Origin of the sequence: Tangfeifania diversioriginum (assembly GCF_900141875.1) — a bacterium.
Lineage (GTDB): Bacteria > Bacteroidota > Bacteroidia > Bacteroidales > Prolixibacteraceae > Tangfeifania > Tangfeifania diversioriginum.
In genome coordinates this window covers 48,786-70,297 of sequence record NZ_FQZE01000019.1, presented here as the reverse complement: position 1 = coordinate 70,297, position 21,512 = coordinate 48,786, and the positions used below count along the sequence as shown (strand labels likewise).

The following is a 21,512-nucleotide window of genomic DNA, read 5'->3' as shown; positions in this document are numbered from 1 at the left end:
CATTATAATAATAAGAATTGTTCCTTTTTACTTATCACTTCTTCGGTTTTTTACCCATTTTAAACACCAGCTCGCCTCCGCCAAGCAGGTCGCTGTGTTCCAGCGCGTAGTCAGTCAACTCTTTCCCGTTGATTTTTACACTTTGCACATAGATATTTTTTTCAGCATAATTTTCCACTTTCACCACCAGCTCTTTATTCTCCGGCAATTTAATAGTTGCTTCCTGAACAGAAGGAGAACCAATCGCATACTGACCTGAACCGGGACAAACAGGATAAAATCCGAGCGATGAAAAAATGTACCAGGCCGACATTTGTCCGCAGTCGTCGTTGCCACACAGCCCGTCGGGTTTGTTCAGGTACATGGTATTTACAATCTGGTGGATGCGTTCCTGTGTTTTCCAGGGTTTTCCGGCCCAATTGTACATGTAGGCCACATGATGGCTCGGTTCGTTGCCGTGAACATAACACCCGATTAATCCGTCCCGGGTAATATCTTCTGTCTCAGCAAAATATTCGTCGGGCAAATACATGCTAAATAATGAATCAAGGTGATTGGAAAAACGATCATTCCCCCCCATTTTTTTAATGAGACCAGTAATATCCTGCGGAACGTAAAGCGAATAATTCCACGAATTACCTTCAATAAAACCTTCATCGTGCGTTTGCAGCGGGTCAAAAGGCGTTTTCCAGTTTCCTTCGCTGTCTTTGGCTCCAATAAAACCGGTTTTGTCGTTGAACAGCTTTTTCCAGTTCTGTGAACGTTCTTCATAGGTTTTTGCAATATCTTCTTTGCCAATTGCCTTTGCCAATTGAGCGATGGTCCAGTCGTCGTAAGCATATTCCAGCGTCATGGAAGAACCGGTTGCATTCACATCATAAGGAACATAGCCGAGCTTCATATAATCTGTAATATTTCCGTAGTACTTATTGGTGGCAGAAGAAATACAGGCATCGAGCGCATGTTGCGGGTCGAAACCACGAATGCCGTTTATCCAGGCATCGGCAATTACAGGTACGGCATGGTAACCGATCATACACCAGTTTTCATTCCCGAAGTGGCTCCAAACCGGCAACATGCCGAGTACACTCTGGTCGTAATGGGCCAGCATCGAGTTAATCATGTCCGAGGTACGTTTGGGCTGAATTAAAGTAAGCAGCGGATGCAGAGCCCGATATGTATCCCACAAAGAAAAAATGGAATAATTTACAAAACCGTCGGCCTTATGAATTTGGTGATCGATTCCGCGGTACTGCCCGTCCACATCCATATATTCCACCGGATTGATAAACGTGTGGTACAGCGAGGTGTAAAAAGTAACTTTCTTTTCCGGCGAGGCATCGATGGTAATTTTTTCGAGTTCATTTTGCCATTTGTAGCGAGCTTCTTGTTTAACTTTTTTAAAATCGAAATGCGGGACTTCGGCTTTCAGATTCTTTAACGCTCCTTCAGTGCTAACAGCCGAAATAGCAAATTTGACCTTTATTTTTTCACCTTCTTTTGTTTTGAAATCAAAGTGTGTTTTTAGCTTTCTTCCACCCATTTCAGGAAAATTGTTTTCCTGATCGAATTTCCGCCAGAAACCTTTATAAACCTGGCTGTGTTCATTTTTACATCCGTAATTTTCAATGGGTTTCGAAAATACCATGGCAAAATAAAGGTAGTTGGTGCGCGCCCAACCACTGGTAATACGATAACCGGTTACCAGTGTATCGTTTTGTACCCAAACCTGCGACCACAATACTTTTCCATCGTAATTATAAATCCCATGCGTTAAATCCAAAATGATATGTGCATCGTCACTCTCAGGGAATGTATATTGATGAAAACCGACGTGTTCAGCAGCAGTAAGTTCTGCATCAATATCATAATCTTCCAGTTTCACATTATAGTATCCCGGAACCGCCTTTTCTGTTTCGTGGCTGAACCGCGAACGGTAACCACTTTCCGGCTGGTCTGCCGTTCCCGGATTCAGTTTTAAATCGCCTACTGTCGGCATAATTAAAAAATCACCCAAATCGGAATGGCCGGTGCCGCTGAAATGGGTGTGGCTGAACCCGACAATGGTTGGATCATTGTATTGATAACCGGCGCAGTAGCGATACACGGTTCCTGTATATTTTCCGTCAACATCATACGGGATGGTATCGGTATCGGGACTCAGTTGAACCATTCCAAACGGCACACAAGCGCCGGGAAAAACGTGGCCCATTTCCTGGGTTCCAATCAACGGATTTACATATTGGGTTAAATCTTCTGTAGCATTTTGCGCAACTGATGTTCCGGTCAATAAAACCGAAACGACAAAAAGAGTAATTATTATTTTCCTGAACATATTTTTATGAATTGAATGATTGATTGCAAAATTATATAGATTTTTATTTATCCGGAACTTTTAATAAATCGCCGGTTCCCTGAATCATCATTTTCTCCCATTCTTTTCCATAACCAGGTTGTTGGGGCATTGGTGGAATATTCCTGCCGTTTCCGTTATCCTTCAACCGGCCATTATCTGTCGCTTTCACATTCCCGTCCATGTATTTCATAAACAAAAAGTGATAAAAATTCTTCCAGTCGCTCACCAGTTTGTTTCCCGAGTAAACCGAATATTTTGTAATGTATTCTATTGCTGATTCAGGATTGTCGCTGTACTGTTTTTCTGCCAGTTTATCTACCACCTGAACTTCATTCATAAATTGATTTTCCAGTTGCGACTGATACTTTTCAACTTCGGGATGTATCAGGTTGTATCGGGTATATCCCCAGTTGGTAAGTTGATTAAATGTCCAGAATGCAGAAGTCTCTGACCAGGAAATCATGGAACCGTTGCCCACCCTGTAACTTTCGGGGATTTCCGTTATTCCGCAGTAGAAAGGCGTGTAAACACAGCCGTCGGTATCGTCAACACCGAACCAGATGATTCCGCCCACAGGTGCAGGCAGCCAGTTACGTGACTGAGCTACAAAGCTGTATCCGGTTTGCTGGGTGGCAATGGCCCGTTCATTCAAATATTTTTGGCCATCCACTTCAAAGGTCATCGGTCTCCAGCGGTACGGACATTCAAATGGCCCCGCACCTGTTCCGTTACGCATATCCATGGGCGTATCTTCATAATGATCGCGCATGGCGTTCATCACCTGCTGCAACGTGAGCAAGGAATCGGGTTTCACCCATAAAGGAAGCCTGTTCGAAGCATAGCCATTGGGATTTGCACCGCCGTCAATAAATTTTTTATCGTGCTCAATTTTGCCCGTTACAAAATCAGTAATGCTTTGGTTCTCCCTGATATTATTATTTATTTTTCTAAAAAACGACCAAACACGCGCTTCACAGTAACGCGCACCAGCAAAAGTCATTGGGTTATACACATCGGCAAAACTGAAATCTTTGTCTTTTCCTTTATAAAATCCGTGTTCTTTGGCAAAAGAAATTATATCTGGTGAGTGATAAACAGTTTGTTCCCGGTCATTCCAGCCATTTGTATTTTGAAAAGGGAAAGTTGTAATCCGTGCCTGGTTTGCATGGCCGGAGACATAACCATCGGGAACGCGGCGAGCTACCCAAATACCTCCTTTACCATATTTGCCTCTTCCTACCATTTCCATAATCCAGGCCTCGTTCGGATCGGAAATAGAAAAAGATTCGCCACCGGAAGCATATCCATATTCTGCTACTAAATCAGTCATTACTTTTATCAGTTCACGTGCTGTTTTTGCACGTTGCAAGCCAATGCGCATAAGGGAGCCATAATCAAGAATGGCATCTTTCTGGCCATACAAAGCTCCCAATCCGCCAAAAGTTGATTCACCAACCGCTACCTGAAATTCGTTGATAAAATGCACCACCGAAAAGGTATGTGCAACTTCAGGAATTGTTCCCATTAACTTTCCGTTTTCGTAATGATAAACCTCGCGCACATCACCGGGCTCATGATCTGCAGCTGGTAAAAACACGGCAGCGCCATACCGGATGTGCGAATCGGCCGCATAGGTTATCATAATCGAACCATCTTTACTGGCGCCTTTGGTAACAATAAGATTGGTGCAGGCGAAAGCTTTGTGAATACCGATTAAAGTAAAAAAAAGTAGAATTGTGAATATTTTATATTTCATGCTATTAAAATTGTTTGAGTATGTAACCTGCCCGACTATGCTGGTCAGGCGGGCTTGCATAAATTTTAATCATCCTCTTGGGTAACTAATTTACATGCTCGTTTCATGAAACAAGTTTTATTATTCAGTCACAACTGACGGCACAATTCAAACTGAACGGGAACTCTGTCAGGAAGACCGGGAATACGTTTAAATGCTTTAAGAACTCTTTCGCGCGGTTTCATAATTGTGAGTTAAAATTCGTATTACTCAAAAGTATCAAAAAAGTTAATCATTAGCTCTGAATACCCTTCGAATGCAGTAAATGGCAAGGTTTCAAATCTGTCGTATATATCGTGATATGCCTGAATTCCACCCATGGTATAAATAAAAAAACTGGGTACACCTTGCTGGTAGAACATACAATGATCGCTGTTACACGACTCTCCCCGAATGTTAACCGAATGGATATAATTATTTTGTTTATTTAACTCGTTTAATAAGTCAAACTCTTTTCTGAAAACAGTTCCGTTTACCACTTTAATTCCTTCATCTCCTGTTCCGGCCATATCGAAATTAACCAGAAAACGAATTCTGTCAAGATCGAACAAAGGATTTTTCACATAATATTTTGCTCCAAGTATTCCCATTTCTTCAGCGCCCAAAGCGATAAAAACAATGGAATATTTATGCGGATTTTCTTTGTAATATTTGGCCAAACTTAGCAACATTGAAATTCCACTTGCATTGTCGTTTGCTCCGGGAATATACATTTTTGAGCCCATTTTCCCCAGGTGATCGTAATGCCCCAAAACAACTAAAAATGAATCAGGCTTTTCTGTTCCCTCCAAATAACCAACAACATTATTTGTTTCACATGTAATAAGTCTGGCCTTTACTTTAATGCTTACTTCACTTATACTTTTCAGGTTAAGTTTTTTATTTACAATAAAAGATGTTTTCGGTTTTTGAATTGTAGAACCACTCCATGTTAGTTTTTTATCGGTATAAATAATCGTTGCCACAGAAGGAACTTCAGGGCTGAATTTTAAATAGTCAACTACCTCTTTTATCGTTTTTTTATCTTCGGCGTCTTCAACTTCAGAATTCGTTTCATCAATAATTAAAACTTTCCCCGAAGAATTTCTCACCACATCAGCAAGCTTAGTTTTATTCAGCAAGTCTTTTTCACGGATTACCACAACCGGGAACTCCCCTTTTAAGGATGCAGATTTTGGATCGATAATATAATCTTCACCGGGAATAAGCGTCTCTCCGTTTAACTTAAGTTCCATTTTTGAAGGGAATGTGTTGGCATTTATTTCAAACGGCTGAAAATAGTTTTTGCCAAATGATTTTAAACCAATGTCAGCGTATTGTTTACTGATGTATTTTGCAGCAATTTTATGCCCATTTCCAACATAGCCTCTTCCTTTAAATTCAGGAGAAGAAAGTGTTTTAACCACCTCTTTTGCATAGTTTAAATCTTGTGCCGATCCGCCTAAACAAAAGGTAGTAATTATGAATAGTAAAATTAATTTTTTCATGCTAATTTGATTTGTAATTTATATCTCCACACTATTATTCCTCAATAATCTGAGGTCCGATTTTTTCGAAAGGTATTTGTTCAAAACCCTGTAATATTTTAAAAACTTCAGCTGTTTCTTTTAGCTTGAAGTTCAGTTTTTCGAGATCAACAAAACCGGGATCATCGTCTGTAATCAGGTTGTTTTCGCTGAAATCGAGAAACGGTTTATCTGCATTTACCCCTTCATGAACTTTTAGAATAACTTGATCGACATTCACAAAAACATTTCTATCGATTTTGTTTCGTTTCGGAAATGAAGGATCCTCTTCCCAGTATTTTGCCAATTCAGGATACTTGGTACTGTAAGGTGGTTGGTCGTAATGTACTTCATTCAACTTTTGTTCAGCTACACCTCCCGGAGCAATCATGGGTTTGGCCCATTCGAATGCCTGCAAACGATTATCCACTTTAATTCCAACCGGATTATCAACAAAAATATTGTTGGTGTAAACGTTATCGCTTCCTCCGCCAATAAGTACCGGAAATGTACCTGCCTGATAAAATACATTGCCATGCACTTTCATTCCACAGGCTCCGTCGTCGTGATAAACCGCTGTTGTGCGGTGTGCATCTCCCAGATGATGGAAATAATTGAACTGAACAATGTGCCCTCGTTCCGATGGATTTCGTCCGTAATACAAAGCCCCAACGTCATCGGTTTCCCGGCATACATCGTGAATTTCATTGTATTCAATCAGGTGATCATTTCCCGATAATAAAATGGCCACATGTGGAGAATTAAAAATTTCATTGTTTGAAATCCGGTTTCCAACACCCGATATTTTTATGCCTGCACAATAGGTTTTTGCAATCCGGTTAAAATCATGGATGGTACAATTACGTACAAAATTTTCAGCCGGTTCCAGCGTTTGCCGGTCGCCGCCACACAATTTGATGCCTCCCATACCTGTCTGATAAACAGAACAATTTGCCAACCCGTTTTTTTTGCCGGCAACCGAATTGCTTTCATTTGCATCAGCTATTTTATCATCGATATTTACGGCATAACATCCTAAATTTTTAAAAGAACAATCCGTAAATAAACAATCGTTTGTTCCCAGCATTTCCACGGCGCTCCCTCTTGCGCAATCAAAAGAAATTCCCTTCACCGTTATGTTTGATGAACCATTCATCGTAATAAACGGGTCTTTTAAAACCGAAACTTCAATTGATTCTATTTTCCCCGAATTATAAAAGTAAAGAATGCCATCGTTTCTGTCGATACAGTATTCACCGGGCCTGTCTGTTTCTTCAATTATATTATAGGCATACCATTTATTCCATGGTTTACCTGTTCCAAATCCATACCGATGTGGCTGGAGCGTGGTAAATGTTTTGTTTTGGGTGTCAATCGAAGCCAGTTTTACGGCATCGTCGGCCCAGCCGTATCGAAAATACCCGAATATCCAGATATCATCTGATTTTTCCCATTTTGCTGGCTGCTCTACTGCATAAGTAAAAATACAACCAATGTTACTACTGTCTTCGTCGGCAACAAAAAGACCTTTGTTAATAATCTTTCCAATCTGAACAGTCGAGTCATTGGGCCATTTCGACAAATAACCAGGTTTTCCATTAATAAATAATTCCATCCATGTAGGTTTTTCAGGACGCTTAAATCCAACCGGATGAAGATCTCCATAGTCGGTTATCCCCAATTTTTTCAGATGAACCATTAAAATGTTTGCGCGGCTTTCTTTTGAAAATAATTTTTCCTTTTCAGTGCCGGAAACAGGTATTGCATTGGAAGGATCAATTGATACACCACCTGTAAAACGAACCTTTTCATTGTTATAAGATGCAATGGTTATACAACTGTCTTCCTCAGTAAATCTAACAGTCCGGGTAATGGGATAGTCTCCACCGCGCATCAGAACCGAAAAAGGTTTGCTACCCCCCTTCAATCGTTCTTCGCGAATAAAATCTAATGCTTTTTCTAATGTTTTAAATGGTTTTTTAAAGGAACCGTCGCCTGAGTCATTGCCTTGAACAGAAACAAAAACAATTGTTTTACTGGAACATGAAATCAAAATGATGCATGTCATTAAAAAAAGCAACTTTATCAATCTTATCCTATCAATTCTCATTGCAATATTTCTGTATTTCAAACAGTTAATCCAACGCACCACTTTGCATTTTTTCTTTCTTTTTTGACAAACCATGCTGCTTAACCTCACCTTTAACTTCAACTTGAATTACGGTAACTATGGAGTCGGGCATCCTTTGAGGAACAAATATTTCCAAACCTGTATGTGTTGCCGATGTCTTCACGTTCTCCCCGTTAGCTAATAATTTTGCAGAAACCACTTTGTTTTTCAGCCCCGGAATTTTAAGCTTCCCATCTGTCGGCCAGTCAAAAACGGAAAAGTAAAGCACCGTATTTCCAGCTTCTTTTTTACTGGTACATTCTCCCCAGGGAAGCTCTCCAAACGGGCTTGCCTGCGTGTTGTAAATGGCTTCCCCGTTAGTGTCCATCCATCGGCCAATTTCTTTTAACCGGTCAATACTTTCATCAGGAAAAGTGCCATCGGGTTTTGGCCCCACATTCAGCAGGTAATTTCCGCCTCGTGCTGCAATTTTTACCAGGTTCCGGATTAATTGTTCTGAAGGTTTCCATTTGTTATCGAAACTTTTATATCCCCATGAATTGTTCATGGTCATGCAGGTTTCCCAGTTTTCACCAGCTTCAATTTGATCCCATTTTGGAATTCCCTGTTCCGGTGTTTTTGTATCTCCCGGAAAATCGGGGTGCAACCGGTCGTTGGTAATAATATCGGGCTGAATGTTCAACAACTTTTCCAGTTTTACCGCTCCCTGGTAACTTTTCATTTGGGTGGCATAATCCCACCAAAGCACAGAAACATCGCCGTAATTGGTGAGCAGTTCTTTTGCCTGCGGAACAGCAACCTGATCCACATACTCATCAAAAGTTCTGGTTTCCTGCACCGGATCCCAGCTTCCGTTATGTTCTTTGGTATATTGATCGATTCGCGCAGAATCGGGATTGGGCCACCCCTGCCACATGGGGCGCCGGGCAACGGTTCCTCCCGGATTGGTCCAGTCGTTGGCCTGTGAATAGTAGAACCCCAAACGGATGCCATATTTTTTACAGGCTTCCACCAGTGGTTCTATCAAGTCTTTCCCGTATTTGGTGGCATCCACAACATCCCAGTCGCTGGCTTTGCTGTCGAAAAGTGCAAAACCGTCGTGGTGTTTAGCCGTAATAATCAGGTATTTCATTCCCGCCTCTTTTGCCTGTTTCACCCAGGCATCCGGATCGTAATTCACCGGGTTGAAGTCTCTGGCATGTTCGCGGTATTCCGCTACCGGTATTTTACAGCGGTTTTCTATCCAGGCTGCATCGCCGTAGGCCTGTTGGTGTCCTTTATAAACCCCACCATACATCGAATAAACACCCCAGTGGATAAACATCCCGAATTTGGCATCGTGCCACCATTCCAGGCGTTCTTCAGCAGGTGGTCGTTTCTGGGCTGAAATTGACTGAATAAAAACAAACAGAAAAAAAATGGAAACTATTTTTCGGTTCATTCTATTTTGCTGCTTTTATTTTTTTCCCTTTTGAATTAACTGCGCCACTTACAGAAACATCCTTTGATGTGTTGTTTGAACTCAATTCCGTTCCCGAAGTTTCGAAATACGAATCGCTCAACGTAAACCCATTGCAACCGGAAATTACAATTCCCTTACTATCCGGAAGCGATGTGCTTTCAACAGTTATGTTATTTATTTTTACCTTTTTACATCTTGAATAAACCTGCACATCGCCACAGGCATCGCGTAAAATAATTTCATCCAATGTTACATTGCTACATGCGTTAAAATTGATTAAAGCCGGTTTTGCCGGCAATTGGCCGGCATCGAGATAGCCTTTTCCAATTTGCTCTTCAATACTTTTTAATACGGCATGTCCGTTTCCTTCAATCACCCCTTTTCCGGTGATGCCTATGTTTTCAACAGTATCGGCCAGAATCAGCGCTTTGGTTCCATTCACTTCAAAATAATCGTAAACAGAATGAAAACCTACCAAAACGGCTCCTTCTTCAAGCTGGACGGTTACATTGGGTTTTAAGTAAAAACTTCCGGTAAGATAGCGGCCAACATAAAACACCAGGCGTCCGCCACCATTTTCACTGATATAGTCGATGGCGTATTGAATAGAACCGGTATTTAATGTGGTACCGTCTGATTTTACGCCAAATAACGAAGCTTTGTAGTCTTTTGCTGAAAGGTTCAGCGAAAATATAATGAGTAAACTAAAAATGAATATTTTATATTTTTTCATTGCTTTCTTCTTTTAATTGAATGAATTTTGAAAATTACTTGATAACCACGTTTGTAGATTTGTTTTGAATTATTTGTTCTTTCCCTTTACTTTCGGGCTCAACAAATTCCACATTGTCAAAAGTGGCGCCCTTCACGTCGTCGATTACGATAGAAGGCCGGTAATCTTTTTTCTCAGCAACCAGCTTTACGTTTTCAAATTCCACACCATCGGCATGGCGCACATAAAATCCCCAGGCAGGCAGTTCTTTCCACTGCGAAAATTCGGGGTATTTTTCCCGCATTTCAGGAATGCTGTCTAATTCAGCAGGACTGGTTCCACGATATGCATACAACGGATTTCCGGCTCCGGGATATACAATTTCAATATTTTTCAGTTTTACATCCTGAATACGGTATTCGGGCAATCCCACAATACTGGCAGGTGAAATATTACGCGGATTATCTTCAATTGGTCCTTCGTAATTATATCCTACATCAGGTTTTCCTATCGGAACTTCGGCATACACATTCGAAATGGTAATATTTTTCATGCTTGGTTTTTTGCCTTTGCTCCAGCGATCGCCAATACGCAGAAAAATTACGTTTCCGGTATTTATAGAGCGGACACTGTCAACTTCTATGTTTTCAATTATACCACCGTCAACCGCAGCAAATGTAATGGCCGAGCGGAAAGTATCGAAAATGGTAATGTTTTTTATTTTGAAATTGCGAAATCCGCCACGCGAAACCGTACCGAATTTCAGTCCGTTGGCGCTGGAGCGGCCCACACAATTTTCAACCACCACATTCTGGCAAATGCTGTTGGCATCATGCGATTTAAAACAAAGCACGTCGTCAGCTGCATCGAAATACGAATTTTTCAGGATAACTCCGTCGCAGTCCACAATGTCTATACCATCGTTATTCCAGTATGATTTGCTATCCACGTAAATACCATCTACGTATAGGTTTTTACACTGGTCGTAGGTCTGGTTCCAACTGGCCGGGTCGCGAAGTGTGATATCTGTAATTCTCACATTCGTACATTCGCGAAAATAAATATTCTCCGGGCGGTTGGTTTCGTTAGGACGGTCGAGTTTTAACGGATCTTTATAAACTCCACGGTGGATGTAGTTCATCATATTATTTGCTGTAATAAAACCGCGTCCGTTAATGGTACCTTTTCCTGTTATCCCTATATTTTCCTGGTTAATGGCAAAAATCATCGACATCCATTTAACTTTTGGATCTTTCACATAATCAAATGGATTGGTGGAGCCCAAAATGGTTGCCCCGTACTCCAAATGAAGGGTAACATCCGATTTCACATAAATACTTCCGGTAACATAATTTCCGGGGCCAAATACCAAACGGCCTCCCCCATGTTCGCTAATATAATCGATTGCTCCTTGTATGGTTCGCGTGTTAACGGTTATACCGTCGGCTTTTGCTCCGAAATCAGAGACATAATAATCTTTAGCCGATACATGAATCACCAAAAGCATTACGATGGCTGTAAACAATAATTTTATTTTATTCATGGTTCTTGTTTTTTCTTTTTGATTAAAACCCAAACGTTTCATTATTTTTGAATAATTTCCGTTGATTTATATTTGAAAAGTTTTTTGCCGCTTCCCGGAAAGTTATATTCCATATCCTTTAAAGTAGCTCCTTTTACATCGTCGAAAACAATGGCCGGACGGTACTCTTTTTCTTTAGCGGTAAGCGTTACATTTTCGAATGTAAGATTTTTGGCATGCCGCACATAAAATCCCCAGGCGGGTAATTCTTTCCATTGCGAGTACTCGGGGTATCTGTCGGGCATTTCAGGTATTCCGTCCAAATCAGCAGGTTTAATTCCGCGGTAGGCATAGGTTTTATTGCTGCCACCCGGATAAACAATTTCGATATTTCGTAACGTTACATTTGTGATATCATGGCCGGGAAGTCCAACGATACTGGCCGGAGAAATATTTCTTGGTAAATCTTCAATGGGGCCTTCATACGGATAACCGGCATCGGGTTTGGTGGCCGGAATTTCGGCATACACATTCTGAATAGTGATGTTATTCATTGAACCAACACCATTTTTAGCCCAGCGCTCCCCGATGCGCAAAAAGATAGCATTTCCGGTATTGTAAACATTCAGGCTGTCAATCAGAATATTTTCGATAACACCGCCGTCGGGGGTTTGAATAGCAATTGCCGAACGATAAGTGTCGTAAACTTTGTTGTTAATGATTTTGAAATTTTTATAACCGCCACGCGTTACTGTTCCAAATTTTATTCCGCTGGCGCTCGACCTTGCCACGCAGTTTCTTACTTCAACGTTTTCGCACATTTTGGTGGCATCGTGCGATTTAAAACAAATGGCGTCATCGGATGAATCGATGAACGAGTTGGTAAGCAATACATCTTTGCAATCCACAATATCCAGTCCGTCGTTATTCCAGAATGCTTTGCTGTCAACCGTAATTTTATCGATTTTCAGGTTCTCACACTGATCATACACCTGAACCCATTCTGCCGTATTTTTAATGGTAATTCCACTTATTTCCACATTTCTACATTCACGAAAATAAATTCCTTTCGGACGCCGGTTTGCAGGGCGGTCGTATTTCAGTTGGTCATTAATAATACCTTTGTGTACCTGGTCGAGTAAACTGTATGCTACATCGCGTCCCTGCCCGTCGATAACCCCAAGACCGGTAATGGAGATATTATCAGCATTTTTTGCATACACCAGGGCCGTATTCGGAGTTTCAATATTATAGTCGTAAATATTGGTTGAACCCACCAGGATGGCGCCTTCATGCAGAATAATATGCACATCCGATTTTAGTTCAATGGTTCCGGTCAGGTATCGTCCCACATAAAAATTGAGATGTCCGCCACCTTCTTCGTGAATAAGGTCGATAGCTTTTTGAATAGAAGTTGTATTAAGCGTTGTTCCGTTTGACTTTATTCCAAATATGGAGGCATTGTAGTCTTTGGCAAAAACCCCGGTGAAACAAAGCAGGGCCAGCGATAAAATAATGGATTTTAATTTCATATTGTTCGATTTTTAATAGTTTAATACAATGTTACAGGACCAATTAATCCCATTGATTGGATGGGTTGATCCTTACTTCCTTTTACTGTAAATTTTTGCGCAGTTTCATTGTCGGTAAGGTTTTTCATGTAATTCCCCATTGAAGTGGTTACATGCAGCTCTATTTCATTCACCCCTTCTTTCAAAATATCATTTAAATTATAGATTCGGTTGCCATACCATTTTACACCAAGCGATTGTCCATTCACAAAAAGCTCAGCCACACCCCAAACTTTTCCAAGATTTAAGTAAGTGCTGTTTCTGATATTCACATTCAGGCTTTTTTTATAAATAGCAGTACCCGTAAAATTCACATAATCGGTATCTTTTAAATCGGTAAGTTCGTTCATCCGGAATGTTTTTACCCACTTCTCGCGGCTGTGATGAAGTTCAACATCCCAATGCTTGTTCAATGTTTCAGCATTTTCCCCGGTTACAGGAACTGGGTTCCATTTGGGGCCTCTTTTTTCTTTATTAAAAACAAGAATACGTGTTTCGGCCGGACCAAGATCTATCTCAAAACTGTCTCCCGCTAACTCAATGCGGAAACTTTCTCCGGTTTCAGGATTCCAAATCCAGGGATAACGCCCTTTGGTAATTTCTTTTGAGAATGAAACAGTCGTTTTATAACTGTTGTGTTTATGCACATTCTGGAAAAAGAAAATTTCATTTTTTTCATCGTCCTGAAAACGGGTTTGCATAAAAAACCGGTTGGGCTTTTCGATGGAAAGGTATTTTGGTAAATCGTATTTTGGAATCAGTTCAGCATACCATTCCAGAAAACGGTTGTCTTCCGGCTTTTTAATAAGAATGAACCTGTCGGGATAGCTTTTGAGTTTTTCTACCCATTCGCGAACCTCTCTATCGTTTTGTTTCCAGTTACTTAATCCAAGCGATTTTTCAGGATATTTTTCGATACAAAAAATACGTCCGCCAGTAGAAACAAATTCAAGCAGTTTTTTCAATGTAGAAGGGAACATACTGCTCACTTCAGGCAAGAAAAGCGTTCCGTACTCTTTTTCCCCGTAACAAAGCTTTCCTTTTTTTATTTCTGCGTCGTTAATTATTATTTCAGTAACATAATCGGCAGCGCCACCGGTTTTATTAATCGATTCCCAAATAATGGACGTATAAGGCACATTTAATTTTTCGGGAAAAGGGTCGGTTTGAACGCCCATTTCGCCCCACATGTCGTAATTGGGTGGCAAAATGGCCATGTCGGTGTACATATCCACATTTTGCAACAAGGCTGAAAGACGTGCTTTGTATTCATTCAGATATTTAAAATAGGGCCACCAGTTGTTTTTTTCGCTGTAATACGAACCGTACTGCACCCATCCGGGGAACGGAGCATCGGGTGGTGAATAGTTAAATCCGTGCCAGATGGAGTGAGTGATACCCGACATAATACTCATGTCGGAGCCTATTTTAAGTTGCTCCAGAGTAATGTTGAACACATTATACGTGTTGGTCATTTCCTCGCAGCTTACCATGCGCTTACCGGTTAAGTGGGCAGCGGAAGAAACATATTTGTTAATCATCGTGTATCCGCGGCCGCGGCGGTAATCATCGTCCGACATTTCTTCGCCCGGCCGGTGTTTAAGCCAGTTGGTTGTCCACGATTCTCCTTCGGGGATATCGTAACCTAAGCTTGTTTCTAATGGAAAGAAACCACGACCATAAGCCTGCGCCCTTGATTTTACGTTCTGGTCTTTACACCACTGTAAATAGGTTTGGGTGAAACGTTCGTATAACAACTCGGCTTTCGTAAGTTCAAAATCGAACCGTACCCGCTTTATAATCTCGTTAAACTCCGACGTTTTTTCTGCACCATATTTATCGTCGATAACACCGCCCAAACGCCCAACCTTGAACATGGTAAACGGAAGGTAGGGCATCATATTGTAGCCCCGGCGTTTTTCAAATTCTTCGATGATGTCTTTCGACCAGTTGCAACCTTCCAGCTCCATTGAATCAGTAAAAAATGCCCTAAGGTGATTTGATAAGGGCCCTGTTCTTTTTTCAATGGTATCCGACATGTGGTCGAGGTATTTCCGAACAGCCTTTTTATCCATGTGATCGAGAATAGGACCGGCAGCGCCCGGGGCACCATTGATTACACTGGCAAACGAATCGACTTTTACAAGTGCATAAAAAACATGTTTCCCTTCAGGAATTTTGACCCTGATAATTTCATCGTTTCGCTTTTCAGAAAGGTCAATTACCTGCTCCAGTCCCGACATCGGATCGGGAACCAGTTTCAGCGAAAGAATTTCAAGTGTACGGCTTGGAGACGGCACGCTAACACCGGGATCTACCGTATCAAAAATATTGAATTGTGATGTTTCAAAAACGGTAGGTCCCTCCAGTGTTTCGGCATAAATAATAGCCACCTGTGCCCGTTCATCACGTGGCAGGGTTTCGGCTCCAAAGGGCCAGCCCGAGCCTACGATTAAATCGCAGGTCATGTCGAGTTTTTTGGCTTCGGCAAAGGTAACCTGCAACATATCCAGCCATTCGTCGCTCAGCCACGTCAGCGACTTTTTGCCCAAATCGTCACCTGTAGATGGAAATTCGATGGGATTAATTTCAACACCGCCAATGCCGGCCTCCTTCAATAATCGTAACTCCCGGATTAATTCATCTTTTTCAATTTTATCGCCATTCCACCACCAGCGAACAAACGGGTGATATTTTGAATCGGGCTCTTTAAACGATTGAAACAAATTTATTTTTCCCTTTTTGCTACCTGTTGTCATTCCAAGTGCAGGAACAGAATTAACAGCAAACAAACCTGCTGAAAAAACGGTTGTTTGAATCAGAAAAGTTCTTCGCTTCATAAAAAAAGTTCTTCTATTTTATTGATCGTCTTTATTTAAAATGAGGATGTTTCGCTGCTATTATTTTATAAGAGAAGCTACGTTTCTCTCATTTATCAATAACAAACTTTTCAGCAATTTCAAAAAGCGGGCGGGGCACAAGGCTCCGCCCTTACTTGATCTACGACCTATGAAAAATCAGGCTAATTTTGTTCGCACAAAGGATTATACAGCATTTCCACATCAGGAATATCACAAGTCATCTCAGAAACGTCATATGCAGCTTTAACTGTGTGAATGTCAGAACCACTACGATCAACTGAAACATTCCAACGTTTGTTGTTATAATATTCAAGACCTTTTTCTCCCCACATTTCAATGCGTGTCTGTAATTGAACCATTTCCAATGCTGACATTCCGGTCATACTCGGATAATTATCGCATGTTAATGGAGTTGCACCTGCTCTTGTGCGGGCAGCCAAAAGTACATCTAATGTATTTTTAGCATCGGTAGCATTTCCATTCCGGGCATGTGCTTCAGCTTTCATGAGTAATACCTCCGACGAACGCATATAATTACATTCGGAACTTCCAACTTGTGTCTTATCATCAGAACCAATACCATAGGTTGCAGCAAATTTAAGATTGGTATAGGTAGGGATGTTATCCTGCGTACCATTGGTTGGATAGGTATAATCAACAATCATGGTATCCAAAAAACAATCCTGGCGATAATCAGCAGCAGCAATTTTTTCAAACAACCGGTTGTCGATACGGGCATAGCCTCCGCTTTCTCCACCAGAGCTTTCACCAAACGGGTTGGTCCATGAAGTATGGGTTGTAAGTGCTGTTCCATTCGGGAAACCAAGGATAACTTCAGGATTTACTTCATTATACAAGAAAGCATTCTCTTCCGGGCGTATTTCAAATCCTTTATTGGCTCCACCGTAATATTCCTCAGCGATAAAATCAGAATAATTAGCTAAAATAGCATCACAAAGACCAACGACATCATCCCATTCTCCAATAACTAATTTCACCCTGGCCAAAATAAACTGGGCAACTCCCAGATCGATGTCCGTAATGTCTGCAGTGTATCCAGATTCTCCGGAATTGTTATAATATTCATTTAATAAATTAATGGCATCTTCTAAATCAGAAACTATAAATTCATATGTTTCAGTTGATGAGGAACGTGCTTTATAGTCCTGGGTGGGATCATAAGTATCATAAATCATCAAACCTAATTTATCTTTTCCCCCTTGCAGGTAAGATTCCTGGTAATTTTCCATCAGATAGTTGTATGCGTATGCACGTACTACCAAGCCATATGCTTTGTACTTTTTCAGGGTCAGATTACTTTCGATGGTTTCGTCATCCAGGTAATACAACATTTTGTTTGCATTGGTAACCAGTTGCCACATGTGTATCCAATAATACTCATTTTTGTCAACCGACTGCGAGATAAAATCTGCAAATTTATACTCATCGGCACCAAAAATTGAAATAGATGCGATATCTCCAAAAACAATATCATTTGCTTCCAAACAACGCATATAATCCAATCCCTGGCAGCTACGATAACGTCCGTCCGCTCCACCAGCCCCCGTTAAACCACTGGCATTAAAATAGTTAGGCATTGCATTTGCCATGCTCCCCAATATCAAATCTATCGTCTCATCATCACCGGATGCAAGCAATTCCTGAACCTCTTCATCTGTTGTAGCACTCAAAGGTTCATAGCCTAAATCACAAGACCACATAAATAGCGTCCCTGTCAAGAATAGAATTCCAATTATATATTTTTTCATAATATTATTCATTTTTACGATTTATAAATCAAGGTTAACTCCAAACGAGATCGTACGCATAGATGGATAAGAATAAGCCCCTACTCCAAACCCACCAACTAACGACATGCGTGGATCAATACCTGATTGAGCACTTAGCATCATTAAGTTATCAGCCGAAACATAAATTCTCATATTACTCAACCTGTACTTTCTTAAAAATGATTCGGGCAAATTATATCCTAAGGTTATATTTTTCAGGTTCATATACGAAGCACTAAATAATGCCATGTCAGTATAAGCCCAACTTCCGATTTCTGATCCACTGGTGTATTTACTTGCACCATAGAATACCATTGGGAATTTGGCATCCGGATTATCTTCAGTAAAGGTATTATCAATTACATCTCCAGAAATAGCACTACCCATCACACTATGGTGATATAAGTTATAGGCATATTCGTTGCTAAAAAATTTCCCACCTAACTGATAGGCAATCACACCTGAAAAATCAAAGTTTTTGTATTTGAGAGTAGTACTGAAACCGCCAATCCAGTCAGGAATAGCAGAACCTTTTTCGAACTTATCGGCTTGAGAATAATCAGTTGTTGCCACTCTATCGCCTACGTTATAATTTGAATATAAACCATCCGCATGATCATCGCTGCTAACCCTATGGTTAAACAAAGGAAGTCCTGTGTTTTTATCAACACCCGCATACTCGTAAATGTAAATATTGTAATAGGGTTTATCTACACCTCTCAGAAACTCGCCGCCGGAAGAACCACCAGCTCCTGCCATACTCCATGCATCAGCACTTTGAATAAAGTTTCCATCCAACTCATCTGAAGCCACACCGTCAGGAATATCTTTTAAAATAGTAGTATAATGGGTGCCGTTTAAAGTTACTGACCAGAACCAGTCTCTGTTTTTAATTAAATCCAATGTCAATTCCATCTCAAACCCTTTATTGCTCAATTCAGCATCATTGGTTTGTATTGAAGACTGGCCTAAAGAAGTAGCAATTGGTTTAGCCCAAAGTCCATCGTAGGTATATTTATCAAAATAATCGAATGTACCATGAATAAAATTCAACAATCCATATTCAAGACCAATGTCAATTACTCTTGATTTTTCCCAGGTTATGTTTGGTTTTACACCTCCCTGTGTTAATCTGTAACTGGCAGGAACCCCTGTTCCGCTTGTTGATTCTGTATAAGTAGCGCCATAAGACCATGTCCGGTAATTCGCATAATTGGATACCCCATTTTGGTTACCAATAACACCTGCACTTGCACGAAGTTTTAAATTATCTAACCACGATTGTGTTGATTCCATAAAACCTTCGCGGGAGATTCTCCAACCTACACCCAAAGAACCAAAGGTTCCCCAGCGATCTTCAACATTTTTAAATTTTGAAGAGCCATCGTGACGAAGTGATGCCTGGAGATAATATTTGTTATCATACTCATAGTTTGCACGTGCCAGGAAACTTTGCATCGCATTTGCATATTCCGTTCCACCGGGATTTGAAAAGGTTCCCCCCACGTAACGTCCAACAAAGTTTGCATACGAATCATCATCACCTATTAAACCATAAGCTGTTTTGTACCTCAGCTGTTCATAATTATATTTATTAAATTCATGCCCCAATAAGGCATCAACATGATTTTTTCCCCAATCATGATTGTACTTCACCAACTGCTGAGTATTAATAACAGAGGTATTCGTAAAATATTTGCCTAAAGCGCCATTCGTACCAGTTGCCTGACCTGAAATACCATTCCAGTAACGTGAACGCACGCTGTGATATTTTTCTAATCCTAAATTAGAGGTAAAGGTCAGATCTTTTGTTAATTGAACGTCGAAATACGAACGGGTAATGATGTCGCTTGATTCGGTAATATCTTTATCGTTATCCAACATATAAATAAGATCGGTTGTAGCAAGTGCAGCTGCTGTATTCCCCAGGGGAGAATATGAATCACCTGCATTTACATGCCTGACTTTTTCACCGTCTTCATAAATGTAATTACCGCTTTCATCACGAGCATACAACTGCTTCAACTGGTTCTGCCCGTTTATAAACCGAAAAGGATTGGCTACCGCTGATCCGGGATTACGGCCATAACGGGTTGCTGGTGACTGTGTTTCACGCCATGAATAAGCCACATTGGTTCCGGCCTTTAACCAGTCGAACAATTGGGCATCAACTTTGGCGCGTCCGTTGTAACGGTGGAATTGAGAACCACGGATATAAGACGGGTCTTCCAAATAACCTAACGAAAGGTAATAATCCATTTTGTCAGAACCTCCGCTGGCCGACAAGTTATACTCTTGACGAAGAGCATTTTGCAATAAATATTTGTCATAATTATCGTTGTACAGCAATCTTGCATCAGGATTAAGCTTGCCATCAGGATTTATCAGGTATGCCCCCGACATGGTAGCACTGGAAGAGGAGCCAGTTCCTGAACTTGTATAAATTGCTCCCGGCACGTCGTATAGTAGCCAATTACCTAATTGGTTACGTTCAAATTCAGAGGTTGAACCAATATAGTCAAACAGGTGTTGACTGGCAAAAGTAGCAGCTTCATCATGTGTTGTGCTGGGATTCTGAAAACCTGTTGTATGATTTGATTCATCCACCCCATACCGGACATCATTATAAATACCCATCCATGCATATTCATAAATATCGGCAGGATTATCCATTTTGTCATACTTATATGGGCCAATCTGGTTGACACCCCAACGTCCCTGGAAAGAAATATTTGTTTTTCCTTTTTTACCACTTTTGGTAGTAACCAAAACAACACCGTTAGATCCCCGAGAACCATACAATGCAGTTGAGGCAGCATCTTTTAATACAGTAACACTGGCAATATCCTTCGGGTTAATGGTTGACAAAGGATTATCGCCTTGGGCCGGAACCCCATCAATTACAATCAAAGCATTTGAATTATTCTGTGTGGTTGATCCTAAACCACGAACACGGATGCCCATATCCAAACCGGGTTGTCCGTCAATTGCAGACACCTGGATACCGGGAACAGCTCCCTCCAGGGCTCTTGTTACAGTAGAATTGGCCTGAGTTTCAATAAGGTCGTTGCTAATGGTAGAAATAGATCCTGTCAGGTCTTTCTTTTTCATTGTACCATAGGCAACGGCCACCACCTCTTCAATACCAATTGCTTCGTAACTCATTGTTACATTAATTATACTCCTATCTCCAACTTCAATTTCCTGTGTTCGCATTCCTACAAACGAAAATTGCAAGGTAACATCGTCGGGGATATCGGACAGTGAATAGTTCCCATCGGCATTGGTCACAGTTCCCTGCGTAGTTCCTTTTACAATCACAGTTACCCCTGGTAACGGTTGTCCTGTATCGTCTGTAACGGTTCCGGAAACAGCTTTTTGCTGAAAGGCTGCACGCGTTTCCGGATGGAAGACTTCGGGGGTGGTTAATACAATAATGCGGTCGCGGATGGTATAATCCACATCAGTTCCGGCAAACAATTGCTTCAGCGCAACATCGATTTTCTGGTCTTCGATATCGACGGATACTTCTCTGTCAGCATTAATTACTTTACTGCTGTACATAAAATAAAATTCGCTTTGGTCCTCAATTTTTGCAAGGACATCTTTCACCGTGGCATTATCGGCTCTAAGGTTAAGTAATTTTGTCTGTGAGTAGCTTTTACTGGCAAAAACACTAACCACAGATAGCATAAGTAAAAGGCCAGTGATTTTCATAACTCGAATAATTTTTTTACTTCCGGGTATTTTTAAATACCCATCCAATTCAGTAACTTTTTTCATACTTTTGTATTGATTAGTTTAACA

At 40.9% G+C, this 21,512-nt stretch carries 11 protein-coding genes; all 11 read right to left on the bottom strand.

Going from position 1 to position 21,512, the window contains the following annotated elements; genetic code table 11:
- Positions 1–34: 34 nt before the first annotated feature.
- Positions 35–2,335 (bottom strand): GH92 family glycosyl hydrolase, encoded by a 2,301-nt coding sequence (locus tag BUC07_RS12695; protein WP_073170038.1) that lies wholly within the window; start codon positions 2,333–2,335, stop codon positions 35–37.
- Positions 2,336–2,378: 43 nt separating this feature from the next.
- Positions 2,379–4,112: a dipeptidase gene (locus BUC07_RS12690; RefSeq protein WP_073170036.1), complete on the bottom strand. Its 1,734-nt coding sequence runs from the start codon at positions 4,110–4,112 to the stop codon at positions 2,379–2,381.
- A 245-nt stretch (positions 4,113–4,357) separates the two neighbouring features.
- Positions 4,358–5,638, bottom strand: a complete 1,281-nt coding sequence (locus tag BUC07_RS12685) for a M28 family metallopeptidase (RefSeq protein ID WP_073170034.1) — start codon at positions 5,636–5,638, stop codon at positions 4,358–4,360.
- A 34-nt stretch (positions 5,639–5,672) separates the two neighbouring features.
- Positions 5,673–7,724, bottom strand: coding sequence for a right-handed parallel beta-helix repeat-containing protein (locus BUC07_RS21125; RefSeq protein ID WP_217652694.1), 2,052 nt, complete (start codon positions 7,722–7,724; stop codon positions 5,673–5,675).
- A gap of 67 nt (positions 7,725–7,791) precedes the next feature.
- Positions 7,792–9,228 carry an alpha-L-fucosidase gene (locus tag BUC07_RS12675; protein ID WP_073170032.1) on the bottom strand — a complete coding sequence of 479 codons (1,437 nt, stop codon included), beginning with the start codon at positions 9,226–9,228 and terminating at the stop codon, positions 7,792–7,794.
- 1 nt (position 9,229) lies between these two features.
- Entirely contained in the window at positions 9,230–9,982 is a 753-nt protein-coding gene (locus BUC07_RS12670; RefSeq protein WP_073170030.1) for a glycosyl hydrolase family 28 protein, read from the bottom strand.
- Between the two features lie 34 nt (positions 9,983–10,016).
- A complete protein-coding gene (locus BUC07_RS12665; RefSeq protein ID WP_073170095.1) occupies positions 10,017–11,504 on the bottom strand; it encodes a glycoside hydrolase family 28 protein in 1,488 nt (495 codons plus the stop codon).
- Positions 11,505–11,545: 41 nt separating this feature from the next.
- Positions 11,546–13,015, bottom strand: a complete 1,470-nt coding sequence (locus tag BUC07_RS12660) for a glycoside hydrolase family 28 protein (protein ID WP_073170028.1) — start codon at positions 13,013–13,015, stop codon at positions 11,546–11,548.
- 20 nt (positions 13,016–13,035) lie between these two features.
- Entirely contained in the window at positions 13,036–15,894 is a 2,859-nt protein-coding gene (locus tag BUC07_RS12655; RefSeq protein WP_073170026.1) for a glycosyl hydrolase, read from the bottom strand.
- Between the two features lie 182 nt (positions 15,895–16,076).
- Positions 16,077–17,684 (bottom strand): RagB/SusD family nutrient uptake outer membrane protein, encoded by a 1,608-nt coding sequence (locus BUC07_RS12650; RefSeq protein WP_073170093.1) that lies wholly within the window; start codon positions 17,682–17,684, stop codon positions 16,077–16,079.
- Between the two features lie 21 nt (positions 17,685–17,705).
- Positions 17,706–21,488 (bottom strand): TonB-dependent receptor, encoded by a 3,783-nt coding sequence (locus BUC07_RS12645; RefSeq protein WP_073170024.1) that lies wholly within the window; start codon positions 21,486–21,488, stop codon positions 17,706–17,708.
- Positions 21,489–21,512 lie beyond the last annotated feature (24 nt).

Excerpts from the sequence above, each read along its gene's own strand:
- BUC07_RS12665 (WP_073170095.1), bottom strand. The coding sequence starts at position 11,504 with ATGAATAAAATAAAATTATTGTTTACAGCCATCGTAATGCTTTTGGTG.
- BUC07_RS12655 (WP_073170026.1), bottom strand. The coding sequence starts at position 15,894 with ATGAAGCGAAGAACTTTTCTGATTCAAACAACCGTTTTTTCAGCAGGT.
- BUC07_RS12675 (WP_073170032.1), bottom strand. The coding sequence starts at position 9,228 with ATGAACCGAAAAATAGTTTCCATTTTTTTTCTGTTTGTTTTTATTCAG.
- BUC07_RS21125 (WP_217652694.1), bottom strand. The coding sequence starts at position 7,724 with ATGACATGCATCATTTTGATTTCATGTTCCAGTAAAACAATTGTTTTT.
- BUC07_RS12645 (WP_073170024.1), bottom strand. The coding sequence starts at position 21,488 with ATGAAAAAAGTTACTGAATTGGATGGGTATTTAAAAATACCCGGAAGT.
- BUC07_RS12670 (WP_073170030.1), bottom strand. The coding sequence starts at position 9,982 with ATGAAAAAATATAAAATATTCATTTTTAGTTTACTCATTATATTTTCG.
- BUC07_RS12690 (WP_073170036.1), bottom strand. The coding sequence starts at position 4,112 with ATGAAATATAAAATATTCACAATTCTACTTTTTTTTACTTTAATCGGT.
- BUC07_RS12660 (WP_073170028.1), bottom strand. The coding sequence starts at position 13,015 with ATGAAATTAAAATCCATTATTTTATCGCTGGCCCTGCTTTGTTTCACC.
- BUC07_RS12695 (WP_073170038.1), bottom strand. The coding sequence starts at position 2,335 with ATGTTCAGGAAAATAATAATTACTCTTTTTGTCGTTTCGGTTTTATTG.
- BUC07_RS12650 (WP_073170093.1), bottom strand. The coding sequence starts at position 17,684 with ATGAAAAAATATATAATTGGAATTCTATTCTTGACAGGGACGCTATTT.
- BUC07_RS12685 (WP_073170034.1), bottom strand. The coding sequence starts at position 5,638 with ATGAAAAAATTAATTTTACTATTCATAATTACTACCTTTTGTTTAGGC.